The organism is Serratia sp. TSA_130.1 (assembly GCF_052691795.1).
This window is the reverse complement of the sequence record NZ_JBQZFS010000002.1, coordinates 1,039,330-1,052,151: the sequence shown is the minus strand read 5'-3', so window position 1 is coordinate 1,052,151 and position 12,822 is coordinate 1,039,330. Positions and strand designations below refer to the sequence as shown.

19 protein-coding genes are annotated in these 12,822 nt (G+C 59.0%); 13 read left to right on the top strand and 6 right to left on the bottom strand.

Annotated elements, in window-relative coordinates; all coding sequences use genetic code 11:
- Positions 1-24: 24 nt before the first annotated feature.
- The 8 genes from gspG to ACUTQY_RS11895 are packed head-to-tail and all read left to right on the top strand — an operon-like array spanning position 25 to position 5,222.
- A complete protein-coding gene (gene gspG / locus ACUTQY_RS11930) occupies positions 25-453 on the top strand; it encodes a type II secretion system major pseudopilin GspG (RefSeq protein ID WP_033644207.1) in 429 nt (142 codons plus the stop codon).
- On the top strand, positions 450-1,025 hold the full coding sequence (locus tag ACUTQY_RS11925; RefSeq protein ID WP_069100187.1) for a prepilin-type N-terminal cleavage/methylation domain-containing protein: 576 nt from the start codon (positions 450-452) through the stop codon (positions 1,023-1,025). The genes gspG and ACUTQY_RS11925 overlap by 4 nt, the downstream gene beginning before the upstream one ends.
- Entirely contained in the window at positions 919-1,284 is a 366-nt protein-coding gene (gene gspI, locus ACUTQY_RS11920; RefSeq protein WP_072022489.1) for a type II secretion system minor pseudopilin GspI, read from the top strand. The genes ACUTQY_RS11925 and gspI overlap by 107 nt, the downstream gene beginning before the upstream one ends.
- On the top strand, positions 1,281-1,895 hold the full coding sequence (gspJ, locus tag ACUTQY_RS11915; protein ID WP_042783795.1) for a type II secretion system minor pseudopilin GspJ: 615 nt from the start codon (positions 1,281-1,283) through the stop codon (positions 1,893-1,895). Before gspI ends, gspJ begins: the two co-directional genes overlap by 4 nt.
- Positions 1,892-2,794, top strand: a complete 903-nt coding sequence (gene gspK, locus ACUTQY_RS11910; RefSeq protein ID WP_046688367.1) for a type II secretion system minor pseudopilin GspK — start codon at positions 1,892-1,894, stop codon at positions 2,792-2,794. The genes gspJ and gspK overlap by 4 nt, the downstream gene beginning before the upstream one ends.
- A 3-nt stretch (positions 2,795-2,797) precedes the next feature.
- Positions 2,798-3,931 carry a type II secretion system protein GspL gene (gene gspL, locus ACUTQY_RS11905; RefSeq protein ID WP_046688368.1) on the top strand — a complete coding sequence of 378 codons (1,134 nt, stop codon included), beginning with the start codon at positions 2,798-2,800 and terminating at the stop codon, positions 3,929-3,931.
- Positions 3,928-4,422: a type II secretion system protein GspM gene (gene gspM, locus ACUTQY_RS11900; protein ID WP_046688369.1), complete on the top strand. Its 495-nt coding sequence runs from the start codon at positions 3,928-3,930 to the stop codon at positions 4,420-4,422. The genes gspL and gspM overlap by 4 nt, the downstream gene beginning before the upstream one ends.
- Entirely contained in the window at positions 4,407-5,222 is an 816-nt protein-coding gene (locus ACUTQY_RS11895; protein WP_046688370.1) for a prepilin peptidase, read from the top strand. Before gspM ends, ACUTQY_RS11895 begins: the two co-directional genes overlap by 16 nt.
- Here the strand turns inward: ACUTQY_RS11895 and gspS are convergent.
- Positions 5,219-5,581, bottom strand: a complete 363-nt coding sequence (gene gspS / locus ACUTQY_RS11890; RefSeq protein WP_052752709.1) for a type II secretion system pilot lipoprotein GspS — start codon at positions 5,579-5,581, stop codon at positions 5,219-5,221. The genes ACUTQY_RS11895 and gspS overlap by 4 nt on opposite strands.
- 257 nt (positions 5,582-5,838) lie before the next feature.
- Between gspS and gbpA the strand changes: the two genes are divergently transcribed.
- Positions 5,839-7,266 carry an N-acetylglucosamine-binding protein GbpA gene (gene gbpA / locus ACUTQY_RS11885; protein ID WP_046688371.1) on the top strand — a complete coding sequence of 476 codons (1,428 nt, stop codon included), beginning with the start codon at positions 5,839-5,841 and terminating at the stop codon, positions 7,264-7,266.
- Between the two features lie 52 nt (positions 7,267-7,318).
- The gene (locus ACUTQY_RS11880; protein WP_033651103.1) at positions 7,319-7,837 is read left to right on the top strand and encodes a cytochrome b; all 519 of its coding nucleotides are present in this window, start codon (positions 7,319-7,321) and stop codon (positions 7,835-7,837) included.
- A gap of 281 nt (positions 7,838-8,118) precedes the next feature.
- Here the strand turns inward: ACUTQY_RS11880 and ACUTQY_RS11875 are convergent, their stop codons facing one another.
- The 3 genes from ACUTQY_RS11875 to ACUTQY_RS11865 form a co-directional block, all read right to left on the bottom strand.
- Entirely contained in the window at positions 8,119-8,322 is a 204-nt protein-coding gene (locus ACUTQY_RS11875) for an HHA domain-containing protein (RefSeq protein ID WP_004940313.1), read from the bottom strand.
- Positions 8,323-8,372: 50 nt separating this feature from the next.
- On the bottom strand, positions 8,373-8,741 hold the full coding sequence (gene tomB / locus ACUTQY_RS11870) for an Hha toxicity modulator TomB (RefSeq protein ID WP_004940312.1): 369 nt from the start codon (positions 8,739-8,741) through the stop codon (positions 8,373-8,375).
- A gap of 159 nt (positions 8,742-8,900) precedes the next feature.
- Positions 8,901-9,254 carry a hypothetical protein gene (locus tag ACUTQY_RS11865; RefSeq protein WP_046688372.1) on the bottom strand — a complete coding sequence of 118 codons (354 nt, stop codon included), beginning with the start codon at positions 9,252-9,254 and terminating at the stop codon, positions 8,901-8,903.
- 407 nt (positions 9,255-9,661) lie between these two features.
- Here ACUTQY_RS11865 and ACUTQY_RS11860 point away from each other — a divergent pair, with 407 nt between their 5' ends.
- Genes ACUTQY_RS11860 through ACUTQY_RS11850 form a run of 3 tightly spaced genes read left to right on the top strand, consistent with a single transcriptional unit; the run spans position 9,662 to position 12,133 of the window.
- Positions 9,662-10,375 carry a metal ABC transporter ATP-binding protein gene (locus tag ACUTQY_RS11860; protein ID WP_046688373.1) on the top strand — a complete coding sequence of 238 codons (714 nt, stop codon included), beginning with the start codon at positions 9,662-9,664 and terminating at the stop codon, positions 10,373-10,375.
- Entirely contained in the window at positions 10,372-11,229 is an 858-nt protein-coding gene (locus tag ACUTQY_RS11855) for a metal ABC transporter permease (RefSeq protein ID WP_046688374.1), read from the top strand. Before ACUTQY_RS11860 ends, ACUTQY_RS11855 begins: the two co-directional genes overlap by 4 nt.
- A gap of 25 nt (positions 11,230-11,254) precedes the next feature.
- Positions 11,255-12,133, top strand: coding sequence for a metal ABC transporter solute-binding protein, Zn/Mn family (locus ACUTQY_RS11850; protein ID WP_042783804.1), 879 nt, complete (start codon positions 11,255-11,257; stop codon positions 12,131-12,133).
- A 105-nt stretch (positions 12,134-12,238) separates the two neighbouring features.
- On the opposite strand, the gene ykgO is transcribed toward ACUTQY_RS11850, so the two are convergent.
- Both ykgO and ACUTQY_RS11840 read right to left on the bottom strand, forming a co-directional pair.
- On the bottom strand, positions 12,239-12,379 hold the full coding sequence (ykgO, locus tag ACUTQY_RS11845) for a type B 50S ribosomal protein L36 (protein WP_004940304.1): 141 nt from the start codon (positions 12,377-12,379) through the stop codon (positions 12,239-12,241).
- Positions 12,380-12,391: 12 nt separating this feature from the next.
- On the bottom strand, positions 12,392-12,646 hold the full coding sequence (locus ACUTQY_RS11840) for a type B 50S ribosomal protein L31 (protein ID WP_004940303.1): 255 nt from the start codon (positions 12,644-12,646) through the stop codon (positions 12,392-12,394).
- Positions 12,647-12,822 lie beyond the last annotated feature (176 nt).

The following is a 12,822-nucleotide window of genomic DNA, read 5'->3' as shown; positions in this document are numbered from 1 at the left end:
AGTAAAGTGAGTCATATCAGCAATATGCGCAGGTCCCGGCAGCGTGGGTTCACGCTGCTGGAAATCATGGTGGTGATCGTCATTCTGGGGCTGTTGGCCAGCCTGACCATCCCAAGCCTGATGGGTAACAAGGAGAAGGCCGATCGGCAAAAGGCCGCCAGCGATATCGTCGCGCTGGAGAACGCGCTGGATATGTACAAGCTGGATAACGGCCGTTATCCCAGCGCGGAGCAGGGGCTGGCGGCGCTGGTGACCCGGCCGACGCTGGCACCGATCCCAAGGAATTATCCCGAAGACGGTTATATCCGCCGCTTGCCGCAAGACCCCTGGGGGCAAGCGTATCGTCTGCGCAACCCGGGGCGCCATGGCAAGCTGGATGTGTTCACGCTGGGGCCGGACGGTGTCGCCGATACCGATGATGACATCGGTAACTGGGTGGCCGACGCGCCATGAGGCGCATACGCGGTTTTACGCTGCTGGAGACCATGTTGGTATTGCTGCTGCTGGGGGTGACCAGCGGCCTGGTGATGCTGAGTTTTCCGGCGGATGAGAAGCCGTTGGCGCAGCAGGGAGAGCGATTGAGCCATTGGCTGAATGCCCTCGCCGAGCGGGCCGAGCGCGAAGGGGTGAGGTATGGCGTGGCGTTCGATGACGGCGGTTGGCGCAGCGTCGCCGAAGCGGGGCGGGAGAGCCGGGAGCAGTACGCTCTGCCGGACGGCGTCGCGCTGCGGCTGAGCGTTGAAGGGCAAACCGTCGCGCTCGCCGCAGAGGCGGCGCTGCCACAGGTGTGGCTGTATCCGGGGGGCGAAACCACGGCGTTCAGCGTGGAGCTATCCCAGGGCAAGTGTCTGTGGCGATTGCAGGCGCCCGGTTACTTTGTATTTGAAACGACGGACATTCGTTGCGATGACGCGGAAAATGAGACGCCAGCAGGGCATGACGCTGCTGGAAGTGATGGTGGCCATGATGATCTTCGCCATCGGCTGTCTGGCGCTGATCAACAGCACCGGCGGCCAGGTGCGTAGCCTGAGCGCGATCGAAGCCAAGACCGTGGCGCTGTGGGTGGCGGACAACCAGCTGACGCTGCTGCAGCTCGAGCCCCGCCCACCGACGCTCGCCTGGCATTCGGGCACCACGGTAATGGCCGGTGAAACCTGGCACTGGCGCTATCGCGGGCGGGAGACCAGCGACGCCGGGATGCGGGCGATCGCGATTGAAGTCAGGCGCGACCCGCAGGATCGCAATGCGCTGGTGGAGATGCTCACCTACAGGGCGTTGTTGTGAAGCGCGCTTTGCAACGGGGTTTTACGCTGGTGGAAATGCTGTTGGCCATCGCCCTGTTCGCCATGCTGTCGCTCACCGCATTGACGGTCTTCAGAGGCGTGCTGAAAAACGACGAAATCACCCAGCGCAAATCGACGCAGTTGACCCAGCTGCAACGGGCGCTGGCGATCGTCGAGCGCGATTTGACGCAGGCGCAGGCGCGCGCGCCGACCGGCGATAAACGCTGGCCGGCGGCGCCGGAGTTTGCGGTGCTGCAGACGGCGGGAGAGGAAGGCGGCGATTTTCAGCTGTTGCTGATCCGAAACGGCTGGCCGAACCCCCAGGCCCGATTGCCGCGCGCCACGCAGGAGCGGGTGGCGTATCGCTACCGGCAGGGGCGGCTCGAACGCCTCAGTTACCCGAATTTGAGCAGCCCGCAGGCGGCGGCGCGCAGCGTGCTGCTGCTGTCTGAGGTGACGCGGTTCCAATTGCGTTTTTACCGGCAGGGCGAATGGTTGACGGCCTGGCGCGCCGGCGGGCTGCTGCCGCAGGCGGTGGAAATCGCCATCGACACCCCCGCGCTGGGGGAAGTCCGGCGCATCGTCACGTTGCCTGCCGCGAGGCCATTATGAATAAACAACGCGGTATGGCGCTGTTGATGGTGTTGCTGATGATGTCGCTGATGGCGATCGTGGCGGTCAATATCAACGATAACTGGCAGCGTTCGCTGGTGCGCACCCAGTCTCAACAGGATCGACTGAGGGCGAAATGGTTGCTGCTGGGCGGCGAGAGCTACGCCCGGCAGCGGCTGCAGCAGGCGGGAGAGCAGCGGAAGGCGTGGGGGGCATCAGGGGTGACCTTCAGCATGCGCACCGAAGAGGGGGAAGTGGCGATACGTCTGCGCCGCGTTGACGCCTGTTTCAACCTCAACGCCCTGATCCGCGCTGCCGGCCCGGCGGATGTCGGCGATAGCGAGGGGGGAACCCCCAATAAGGAGAGGCGAATATTCATGCTGCTATTGAACAATCAGGGGATCGCCGCTGCCCAGGCGGGCGCGATTGCCGATGCGATCGTCGCCAGAGCCTATGGCGAAGGGTATCTGATGGGGGATGTCAGCGAGCTGCGGGAGCTGGCCGGCATCGACCGCGAGCTTTATCTGCGTCTTGCGCCGCTGCTTTGTGCGGCGCCGGATGCCGAGCTGCGCCTCAATCCGGACGCCGTGAACGAAGCTCAGCTGCCGCTGCTGCGGGCGATGTTGATGAACGCGCTGAGCGATGAGCGGATGCGGGGGCTGCTGGCGGCCCGCCCGCCGCAGGGCTGGCAGACGCTGGCGTTTTTGTCGCAGGAAAAAGCGCTGCAGGCGCTGGGCGAGGATGGCCTTGGCGAGCGACTTATTTTCGACGATAACCGCTGGATTGCGCAGCTGCAGCTTAGGCTGAACGACGGACGCTATCGGCTGGTCAGCGCGTTGCAGCCGGGCCCGTCAGGCGTCACGGTCAGCGGACGTCGGTTCGACAGAGGGGAAGGGTAAACGATGGCGAACACCATCCTGCTTATCGCGCTGGACGAGGATGCGATGGCCGATGTGCGCTGGGGCCGCGTCGGCGAGACGCGCTGCCGCTTTGCCGCCCGCCTCGATCTGGCCGAAGGCGGTAGTGAGTTGGCGGCCATGGCGCAGGGCAGCCGGGTCGTGGTGCTGGTGCCTGCCCGTCATGTGGTGCTGAGACAAACGACATTCCAGGGCAAGGCCCGGCAGGCGACGCCGCTGGCGCTGGCGTACTCCCATGAGACCGGGTTGTTGACCGATGTCGAGCAGATGCATTGGGCGGTGCTGGGCAAGGTGCAGCGCGATTTCACTATCGCCGGCGTTGCGCTGGCGCAGATGCAAGGGTGGGTTGATAGCCTCAACGCCTGCGGCATTCGCGTCGATGCCCTGCTGCCCGACGTGCTGGCGTTGCCGTTGCCGAACCAATGCAGCGCACTGCGCTGGCGCGGACACTGGCTGCTCCGAACGGGGGGCATGCAGGGCATGCAGTTGCCCGATGCCTGGGGGGACAGCGTCCCGTGGCCGACGCCGGATTGGTGTCTGCACAGTGGCGGAGAGGTGCCGGCGGGCTGGGAAACGGCGCGTATCGATGAGGATCCGCTGTGGCGATTGGCGGAAGAGGCCTGGAACAGCACATCCACGCTGTTGCAGGGGCGTTTCAAACCGGGCGTGCGCTGGCCGCGCCGTCTGCCCGATAAGACCGCCTGCGCGATGCTGTTGCTCAGCGGTTCGCTGCTGGTGGGGGGCTTGCATCACCAATTAATGGCCAGACAGAGCGAAAGCCAGATAACGGCGCTGACTCAGCGCCTGCTGCCGAGTGGCGAGACCGCGCCGGCGTTCGCCGAACGGGCGGCGCAAGCGTGGGCACGGCGTATGCAAGACACCCTGAATGCGCCGCAGCTGTTCAGGCTGTTGCCCTACGCGGCCGAGGCGCTTGCTGTCTGGGAACCTCCGCAGTTGCAGGCGCTGGCTTTCGACGCCGCCGACGATCGTTTGGTGGTGACGGTAAACAGAAACGACGCGCCGCTGCCGGCGCCGGTCAACGACGGTGGCGTCAGCATGACGTTCAGCGAGGGAAGCGCGCCTAACCAGGCGATCCTGACGGTGAGAGGTGAGCGATGAACATCGGTTGGCGCGATAAGGCGCTGCGGCGGGCAGTGCTGTTAAGCCTGTTGATGCTGATGGCCTGCGGCTACTGCCTGTATCAATTTTCACAGGCGCAAAAAAACGCACAACGGCTGGCGGCGCTGCGGGAGCAGGCGCGCGTCATCCAACAATTGCAGGCGCGTTTGCCGCAGAGCGCCGCCGCGCGCGAGCAACTGCCGGAGCGACTGCGACAGAGTGCGCTGGCATATCGCATCGCCATCGCCGAACTGACGGAAAGTGAAGCGGATGTGCGGGTCACGCTGCCACCGGTGCCGTTTGAACGCCTGTTGCCGTGGCTGGCCGCCCTGCAACGCGAGCACGGGATCCGCGTGCTCTCACTCGCCGCAGAACGTGCGGGGCAGGCGCCGGGCGTGGTGCAAATCAGCCAACTGCGGGTAACGGCGCAACCGGGATGTCACCCACGCGACGACAATAGAGGATCCAGAGAGCCATGCTATCCGCAATAAACGCAGTGGCCGATGAACACTGGCTGCTATTTAGCGCCGTGTTGAGCCTGTGCATCGGCAGTTTTATCAATGTGGTCGTTTATCGGCTGCCTGTCATGCTTGAGCGCGAAATGGAAATGGCGCAGGCCGAACGATTTAATCTCTTTTTGCCGCGTTCATTCTGCCCGTGTTGCACAATGAAAATACCGGCGCTCGATAATATTCCTTTATTAAGTTGGCTGCTGTTGCGCGGTCGCTGTCGTTATTGTCGCACGCCTATTTCCATCCGTTATCCACTGGTGGAGCTATTGCTGATGCTAATGGGAATAACGCTGGCCTGGCGCGTCGGCATCGGTGTGGATTGGGTTTTCATGTTAGCGTTTGCTGCATTGCTGCTGGCCTTGGCGGCGATCGACAGCGAGCGTCAGCTGTTGCCGGATTGCCTGACGCTGTCGCTGCTGTGGGCCGGGCTGTTGTGGCATTGCCTGGCGCACCCGGCATTTTTGCCGACGGCGGTCATCGGCGCGCTGGCGGGGTATTTGACGCTGTGGCTGCTGTATTGGGGATTTCGTCTCGCGACCGGCCGCGAGGGGCTGGGATACGGCGATTTTAAACTGCTGGCGGCGCTCGGCGCCTGGGGCGGCTATGCCGTTTTGCCGTCGATTCTGCTGTTTGCCGCCATCGGTAGCCTGCTGTGGCTACTGCTGCGGGTGTGGCGCGGCGGCGATGGGGCACAGCCCCTGCCTTTCGGCCCGGGGTTGGCGGCGGCGGGCGCCGGCGCGGTAGCCTGCCAGTGGCTTGCGCTACCGCTGGCGGGTTAACGGAGCTGGGCTAAAAACGGCGCCAGCGTTCGGTTGAGTCCGCTGCACTTCTCTTGCAACGGCGTGGCGTCGGCCTCCAGCTGCGCGGCGACGTTTTTGCCTGCATCAAGCAACTGGGTGCGATTAAGCGCCGGCGCCCAGCCTTTTCTCTCCGCCGCCTGCAACGCCGCCGCCGCGAGTGGGTCGTTGGTCGGGATATCGGCGCGGTTGCAGCGTTCTCTCAGAAACTGGCCGGCGCCGACCAGCGATGACAGCTGGTCGCGCTGGATGGCGGCGTCAGGGGCCGATTTGGCGGCGTGCTGACAGCCGGATAACAGCAGGCATGCCATGAACGCCGTGGCGATGTTTTTCAATGTCACGTTATTTTCCCTGTGGAGTTAATTGGCGCGGTGTCGGTATTTTCTTGCGCCGCATGGCGGCGCTTTACGAGGTCAGGAATATGTTAACCCTTTATCATGCGGTTTAATATTCTGACGGCATTAGGTTTTATTATTTTAATGCATTCTAAGTGCCGGGCGTTCAGGGCTTCTACTTATTATTCCTCTCGCGGTATCGCCGCATCTCTTTGAGTTTCTTCTCACTCAGTTGGAATCCAATAAATTTAACTGGAGTCGTAATGAAATTATCCAAAATCGCCCTGATGATGGCAGCGCTCACTGCCTCCTCGGCCGCCTGGTCGCACGGTTATATCGAAGTGCCCGAGAGCCGCGCTTACAAGTGCAAGCTGGGCAGCAACACCGACTGCGGCCGAGCGCAGTGGGAACCGCAGAGCGTCGAGCAGGTTTCCGGCTTCCCTGGCGGCGCGACGCCGCGCGACGGCCAGCTGGCCAGCGGCGGGGTGGGCGGGTTCGAGCCGTTGGATCGTCAGGGCGTCAACGTCTGGGCGTTGAACACCATGAAGCCGGGACCGCAGACGTTCACCTGGTACCACACCGCCAAGCACAAAACCAATAACTGGCGTTATTACATCACCAAACAAGACTGGGACGTGAATAAGCCGCTGTCGCGCGAGGCTTTCGAAAAAGAGCCGTTCTGTGAAGTCGATGGCCATGCTCAGGCGCCAAAAGATCGCGAAGTGCACCAGTGCGTGGTGCCGGAGAGAACCGGCTATCAGGTGATTTATGGCGTGTGGGAAATCAATGACACGGTGAACAGCTTCTATCAGGTGGTTGACGTCAACTTCGAGGACGACGGCGTCGTGTCCGAATGGCGCAAGCAGCTGCAAGGCTCTCTCACCGGCAAAAACCTGCAGGTTGGCGACAAGGTGATCGCCCGCTTCTTCGATGCGGACGGTGAAGTGCTGACGATGAAAACCGAGCTGGCGATCGACAGTGAGGCGCTGACCGACAAAAACCGCTGGAGCCACGCGTTGGCCAGCAAGATCAACGCCGAACAGAAAGCGGTGCGTGCCGGGGTGAAAGACGGTAAAGGCAACGTCAATCCGGTGTTTGGCAATAATGCGGTCTTTGCCAAACAAGGCAGCACGATGAAGAGCGTGGTGATCTCCTATGAGGAAGAAACGCCGACTATCACCGAAGAGATCCGCATCGGCAACCTGTCCAGCACCAAGATCAAGGACGGTAAAGCTCAGCTGACCTTCAATGCCGAGGTTAAAGGCAAATTGACCGTTGAAGCGCGCGTTTACGATCACGGCCAGACGGAAAAAGGCTACGTGAAAGAGACGCTGGAAGACGCCAGCCAGCCGCTGACCGTCGCGCTGAACAACGTCAGCGAGGGCCATCACATGCTGAAAGTGATCGCCAGCAACGACAATGGGCAGAGCATTCAGCCGGATATCGAAAACTTCAATCTGGAAGCTGAATCCACCGGCGGTGGCGGCAATGGCGACTACAACTTCGTCTTCCCGAACGCGCTGAGTAAATACACCGCCGGCACCACGGTGCTGCAACCGAAAGACGGCAAGGTTTATCAGTGCAAACCTTTCCCTTACAGCGGTTACTGCATGCAGTGGAACAGCGGCGCGACTCAGTTTGAGCCGGGCGTGGGATCCAACTGGCAGGACGCCTGGGTCGTGAAAAAGTAAGTGCGAATCGGATAGTCAAGCGGCCAATGATGGCCGCTTTTAAAGGAGCTTTATGTCACACGAACCTGCCCGTTACGATCTTTTCAGTCGGTTACTGCATTGGGGCATTGCCGCCGTGATGATCTACGTCATGATCGTGGGTTATTCACTGCATTTTATGACGGATGCGCGCATCTTCGCCTTTTTCTCCGTGACCAATATGTCGTTGGCCTTGGTGCTGACACCGCTGATGGCGGCGCGCTTTATCTGGCGTTTTTTCCGGCCTAAAGTGCCTTATGGCGATATGCTGCAAGGGCGCGAGAAGGGGTTGGTGCATCTGCTGCACGAAATATTCTACCTGCTGATTTTCGTGGTGTTGCTGAGCGGCTTTCTTATGCTGGAGCACGGCTTTGCGGTTTTCGGCGCGATCGATTTCCCCCGTCCGATTGCGAATCTTGAGGTTAATCGTTTCTTTTTCGCCGTGCACCGTTATTCATGCATCGCGCTGTCGGCCATGATTGTACTGCACATCGCGGCGGTGATTAAGCATCACTGTTTCGCCCGGCGGGCGATTTTGCGCCGTATGCTCTGAGCCTGGCGGTGATGGTTCACGCCGCCCGGCGCGGCGGCGTGGCAGCGATGGCCTCAGGGATATTCGCCGCGATTTGCACCACACAGGCAATGTGAGGCGAGCATCTTCACGCGTGAATAGCGTTAAGGCGTAATACCCCGGACATTAACCGAGAATTGTTGCTATTTATTATTAACGGCAAAGATGAGTGTAATTAACATTTCGTTGTCAATAGGAAAATGACCTATTCAACTTGAACATTGAAGCCGATAAAAGCATCGGCTCAACGCGTTGGGGGCTGATTATCTGACATATTTCCAAACGGAGGTGGGGATTTTGTCATACAGCTTGTTCATGGTCAGCTCCGCCAAACGATGATCGGCGGCTGAGTAAAACAGCTCCAGTTCATCATCGGAAAGCTCGTACTTATTTTTTTCAATAACACGTTCGAGAGTATCAATCGTGGTGCATTTACGTAAACGCATCAGATAGTCGGTTTTAGTCATGGTGGCCTTTTAGTTTAATAACCGTAAAATAGCTCGGGAATAATTATCCCCTAAGTTTTCATTGTCGTACAGATGTCCTCTCCTGAGAACATTCTGAATAATCTCGCCTTGGTTTTTTGCCAGCGGCGCAGGTCGGAATCATTGATACCGTAGCTGCTGAACAGCGTATAGGTATCGTCGAGATATTCCTCGACTAACTCCGACAAATCGGATTCGTCCATGTATTTAATTTTATAACTCATCACAAACGAAGCGATATGTTCGATCAACTCATTAAGCTGAAGGTTGACGGAGGATGTCGGATCGTTGACCCACCCGTGGTGGCTGTCTCCCAGGGTGGCGATACCTTCATCATACAAATTTTCGCACAAGAATTTGAGTTGAGCAATGTCGTGTCGCTTAGGCGAATACTCATCCATATCATCCCCTCCGTAAGTCTTAATGGCGGTGTTGATAACACTATGTGAGTAAGCTGATTTACATCATGAACGGAGGCAGCTTAACGGTGGTTAAATAAACTTCCCGTAAAATGAATATAAATCATTTTTTCGCGTTTGGCCTGCAGTTATTACGTAAACTTACAATTCATCCGCGGTTGATGGGCGTGAGTTATCAATGATGTCGAAGATTAAACCCCGTTGCGCCACACGGAACCGGACGCTATCGCTGATCGTGTCTTCGCTGTTGATATCCAGGCAAGCATTAAAAATGCCCCACTTATAGCGATAACTCATTGAATAATCGTTGTCACCTTGTTGCACTATATCAAGTATTTCTAATGAATCTTCGGCATAGCGTGCGCTTTCAGAATAAAAACTGAGTCCGCTGGTCAGCGGCGGCACTAACTCCGCAATATTGTCATTAATCACTTTCTTTAATTTTTTAACAGAAAGTGCGTTGACGTCCAGGTTACAGGCAAGGGTAACAAGCATTAATCTCGACCAACAACAATGTTATCTGCTCATCTTACTCCTTTTCCACTCGCGCCGGTAAATTTTTCGATTTACCGCTGTTTTTTTACCTTCCGCCAACATTTGCGTCGAACGGGAATATCCCTGAGTTTGATAAGGGGGCGAGGGGGGAGACCTGCTGCGCGACGAGCTGTTACGTTCCGTTGCATTAATGAGTCCGGCAACGCTTGAGACATACCATTAATTGTGATGTTATATTGTAACTATAAATCTGCTGCTTTGGTTATTCCCTTGATTCCCACTTCGCAAAATGACGCCGCGTCGTCACTGAATTCGTTGTTCACCACCTCCGCGGCCGTGCGCTGTGCGGGCGCTATCGTTTTGTTGACTCTGCTGTGGCTCGGCATTTTTTGGGCGGTGTCGCTGCCATGATTTCATTACGTCAGCTGGCGATAGGCTATGGCGCCACGCCGCTTTTCCCGCCGCTGAGCGGGCAGTTTAGCGCCGGTTCGTTAACCGCGGTGGTGGGCGTCAACGGGGCAGGGAAATCGACGTTGCTGAAAACGCTCGCCGGTTTGTTGCCGCCTGTGGCGGGTCGCCTGGACTTTAGCGGTGAAAAGCCGCCGCGCAAGGCTTATTTACCGCAGCAGGCGGAGCTGGATCGGCAATTCCCGATCGCGGTGAGCGATCTGGTGGCGATGGGATGTTGGCCGCAAAGCGGCATGTTCGGCGGTATGAACCAGCGTGCGGCGAGCCAGGTTAATGAGGCGCTGGCGAGCGTCGGCATGAGCGCGCTGGCGCACAGTCCGGTGGGTGAGCTCTCCGGCGGCCAGCTGCAGCGGGTGCTGTTTGCGCGCCTGCTGGTCCAACAGGCGCGGTTGATCCTGCTGGATGAACCCTTCACCGGCATCGACAGCGCCACTACGCAGATCCTGCTGCAGGTGATCGCGCAGCTGCACCAGCAGGGGAGAACGGTGATCGCCGTCCTGCATGACATGTCGATGGTCGCCGAGCATTTTCGGCAGGTGCTGTTGCTGACCCCGCAGGCGTGTCATTGGGGCGCGGCCGAGCGCGTGCTGGAACAGGTGCCGCGGTATCTCGCCGCCGAACGGCAGCCGAGCCTGCGGGTGGTGGCGCCATGATGCTGTTGCATGGGCTTATCGACCCTTTTCTCTCTTTCGGTTTTATGCGACGCGCATTGATGGCGTGTCTGGCGCTGTCGCTCAGCGCCGCCCCGCTGGGGGTGTTTCTGTTGCTGCGCCGCATGAGCCTGGTGGGGGATGCGTTGTCCCACGCGGTGTTGCCCGGCGCGGCAATCGGTTATCTGATCTCCGGCATGTCGCTGGTGGCGATGGGGGTGGGCGGCTTTATCGCCGGGTTGGCGGTGGCGATGCTGTCCGGCCTGGTGAGCCGCCGCACGCCGTTAAAAGAAGATGCCAGCTTCGCAGGATTCTATCTGGGCTCACTGGCGCTGGGGGTCACGCTGGTCTCGCTGCGCGGTTCCAGCGTAGATCTGCTGCACGTGCTGTTCGGTTCGATTCTGGCGGTGGATGCGCAGGCGATGCTGATGGTCGGTGCTATCGCCTCGGTTTCGCTGCTGGCGCTGGCGGCGCTGTACCGCGCGTTAGTGATCGAATCTTTCGACGTCACTTTTCTGCGCGTCAACGCGCCACGCCGGTTGGCGCTGATCCACGGCCTGTTTCTGGCGCTGGTGGTGGTCAATCTGGTGGCGGGGTTCCAGATCCTCGGCACCCTGATGTCGGTGGGGCTGATGATGCTGCCCGCCGCCAGCGCACGCTTCTGGGCGCGCAATCTGCCGCAGACGCTGGCGGTGGCGATGGGCATCGGCGCGCTGTCCAGCCTGACTGGGCTGGTGTGGTCCTACTACGCTTCGCTGCCTGCCGGTCCGGCGATCGTGCTCAGCGCCAGCGTCATCTTCTTTGTCTCGATCCTGTTTGGAACGCGTGGAGGCATTTACGCCTTTGCGCGCCGTTGAGAAGTGCCATTTGCAAGGAGAAAATATGAAACGTTTACCTATATCGCTGGCGGTCGCTGCTCTGCTGGCCAGCCCATTGGCGATGGCGAAGACCGTCGACGCCGTCGCCAGCTTTTCCATTCTGGGAGATATCGTTAAACAGGTAGGGGGCGATCACGTCAAGGTTAGCACACTGGTGGGGCCGGATGGCGATCCGCACAGCTTCGAGCCTTCACCGCAGGACGGCAAGACGTTGGCGCAGGCCGACGTGGTGTTCGTTAGCGGCCTGGGGCTGGAAGGGTGGATCGATCGCCTGGTCAGCGCTTCGGGTTATAAAGGACAGGTGATTACCGCGTCACAGGGCATCAACACCCGCCAAATGGAGGAGGACGGCAAACCGATTACCGATCCCCACGCCTGGAACAGCATGAAAAACGGCGTGCAGTACGCCACTAACGTGATGAACGCCCTGATCGCCGCCGATCCCGAGGATGCCAACTATTTTCGCCAGCGCGGCGCCGAATACATTCAGCAGTTGCAAAAGCTGGATCTGTGGGCCAAAACCCAGTTCGCCGCTGTGCCGCCGCAGAAACGTAAGGTGCTCACCAGCCATGATGCCTTTGGTTACTTTGGGCAAGAGTATGGCGTCACCTTCCTTGCGCCGGTCGGATTTTCCACCGAGGCCGAAGCCAGCGCCAGCGATGTGGCCGGCCTGATCAAGCAAATCAAACAGGAAAAAGTTAACGCTTACTTTATCGAAAACCAGACCGATCCGCGGCTGGTGAAACAGATTGCCGCCGCCACCGGCGCCAAGGCGGGCGGCGAGCTGTACCCTGAAGCGCTCTCGCGCGTGGGCGGCCCGGCGGCCACCTATGAGCAGGCGTTCAAGCACAATGTCGACGCGCTGCTGAGCAGCATGAAGTAATCTCCGCCCCCGCTTGCCGGCGGGGGCAGCTTGCAGGTACTTTCTCGCCATAAAAAAAGCCCCGTTGAGCAGCAACGGGGCTTTGCGACAGATGACACTTTGGAGTTAACGCTTTTTCTTACGTCCCTGTACCGCTTTGAATCGCGGATTGCTTTTACAGATCACATAGATGCGGCCACGACGACGCACGACTTTGCAATCCGGGTGGCGATTTTTCGCCGAACGCAATGAACTCAATACCTGCATGGGGGTTCCTTGTTACTTATTGCCGATAAAGCGGCCAAAGCGCTGCTGGAAGCGCGCCGTGCTGCCTTCTTTGGAATAGTCTTTCTGCTTGCCGGTGTAATACGGATGCGAAGCGGAAGAGACGTCGAGGGTGACATACGGCCAGCTTTCGCCGTCCAGCTCGATGGTGCGATCGGTTTTGATGGTCGATCCCACTTTGAAGTAGGCGTTGGCGCTGACGTCGTGGAACACCACGGTGCGATAATCGGGATGGATGCCGGGTTTCATAATGGCTCTCTCATGTAATGTTATACTATAACAACAATTATGCGCCGACCGGGCATCACGATCAAGCGTAAATTGCACACACGAGTGAATTAATGAGAACGGTTTGCATTAAGCAACTGAAGCAAAAGAAAAAGGCCGCATGCGCGGCCTTTTCGATTATCGGGTAGAGATCCCTT

Bases quoted from the DNA above. Each gene is read 5' to 3' on its own strand.
- gspG (WP_033644207.1), top strand. From the start codon at position 25: ATGCGCAGGTCCCGGCAGCGTGGGTTCACGCTGCTGGAAATCATGGTG.
- ACUTQY_RS11925 (WP_069100187.1), top strand. From the start codon at position 450: ATGAGGCGCATACGCGGTTTTACGCTGCTGGAGACCATGTTGGTATTG.
- gspI (WP_072022489.1), top strand. From the start codon at position 919: ATGAGACGCCAGCAGGGCATGACGCTGCTGGAAGTGATGGTGGCCATG.
- gspK (WP_046688367.1), top strand. From the start codon at position 1,892: ATGAATAAACAACGCGGTATGGCGCTGTTGATGGTGTTGCTGATGATG.
- gspL (WP_046688368.1), top strand. From the start codon at position 2,798: ATGGCGAACACCATCCTGCTTATCGCGCTGGACGAGGATGCGATGGCC.
- gspM (WP_046688369.1), top strand. From the start codon at position 3,928: ATGAACATCGGTTGGCGCGATAAGGCGCTGCGGCGGGCAGTGCTGTTA.
- ACUTQY_RS11895 (WP_046688370.1), top strand. From the start codon at position 4,407: ATGCTATCCGCAATAAACGCAGTGGCCGATGAACACTGGCTGCTATTT.
- gbpA (WP_046688371.1), top strand. From the start codon at position 5,839: ATGAAATTATCCAAAATCGCCCTGATGATGGCAGCGCTCACTGCCTCC.
- ACUTQY_RS11880 (WP_033651103.1), top strand. From the start codon at position 7,319: ATGTCACACGAACCTGCCCGTTACGATCTTTTCAGTCGGTTACTGCAT.
- ACUTQY_RS11875 (WP_004940313.1), bottom strand. From the start codon at position 8,322: ATGACTAAAACCGACTATCTGATGCGTTTACGTAAATGCACCACGATT.
- tomB (WP_004940312.1), bottom strand. From the start codon at position 8,741: ATGGATGAGTATTCGCCTAAGCGACACGACATTGCTCAACTCAAATTC.
- ACUTQY_RS11865 (WP_046688372.1), bottom strand. From the start codon at position 9,254: ATGCTTGTTACCCTTGCCTGTAACCTGGACGTCAACGCACTTTCTGTT.
- ACUTQY_RS11860 (WP_046688373.1), top strand. From the start codon at position 9,662: ATGATTTCATTACGTCAGCTGGCGATAGGCTATGGCGCCACGCCGCTT.
- ACUTQY_RS11855 (WP_046688374.1), top strand. From the start codon at position 10,372: ATGATGCTGTTGCATGGGCTTATCGACCCTTTTCTCTCTTTCGGTTTT.
- ACUTQY_RS11850 (WP_042783804.1), top strand. From the start codon at position 11,255: ATGAAACGTTTACCTATATCGCTGGCGGTCGCTGCTCTGCTGGCCAGC.
- ykgO (WP_004940304.1), bottom strand. From the start codon at position 12,379: ATGCAGGTATTGAGTTCATTGCGTTCGGCGAAAAATCGCCACCCGGAT.
- ACUTQY_RS11840 (WP_004940303.1), bottom strand. From the start codon at position 12,646: ATGAAACCCGGCATCCATCCCGATTATCGCACCGTGGTGTTCCACGAC.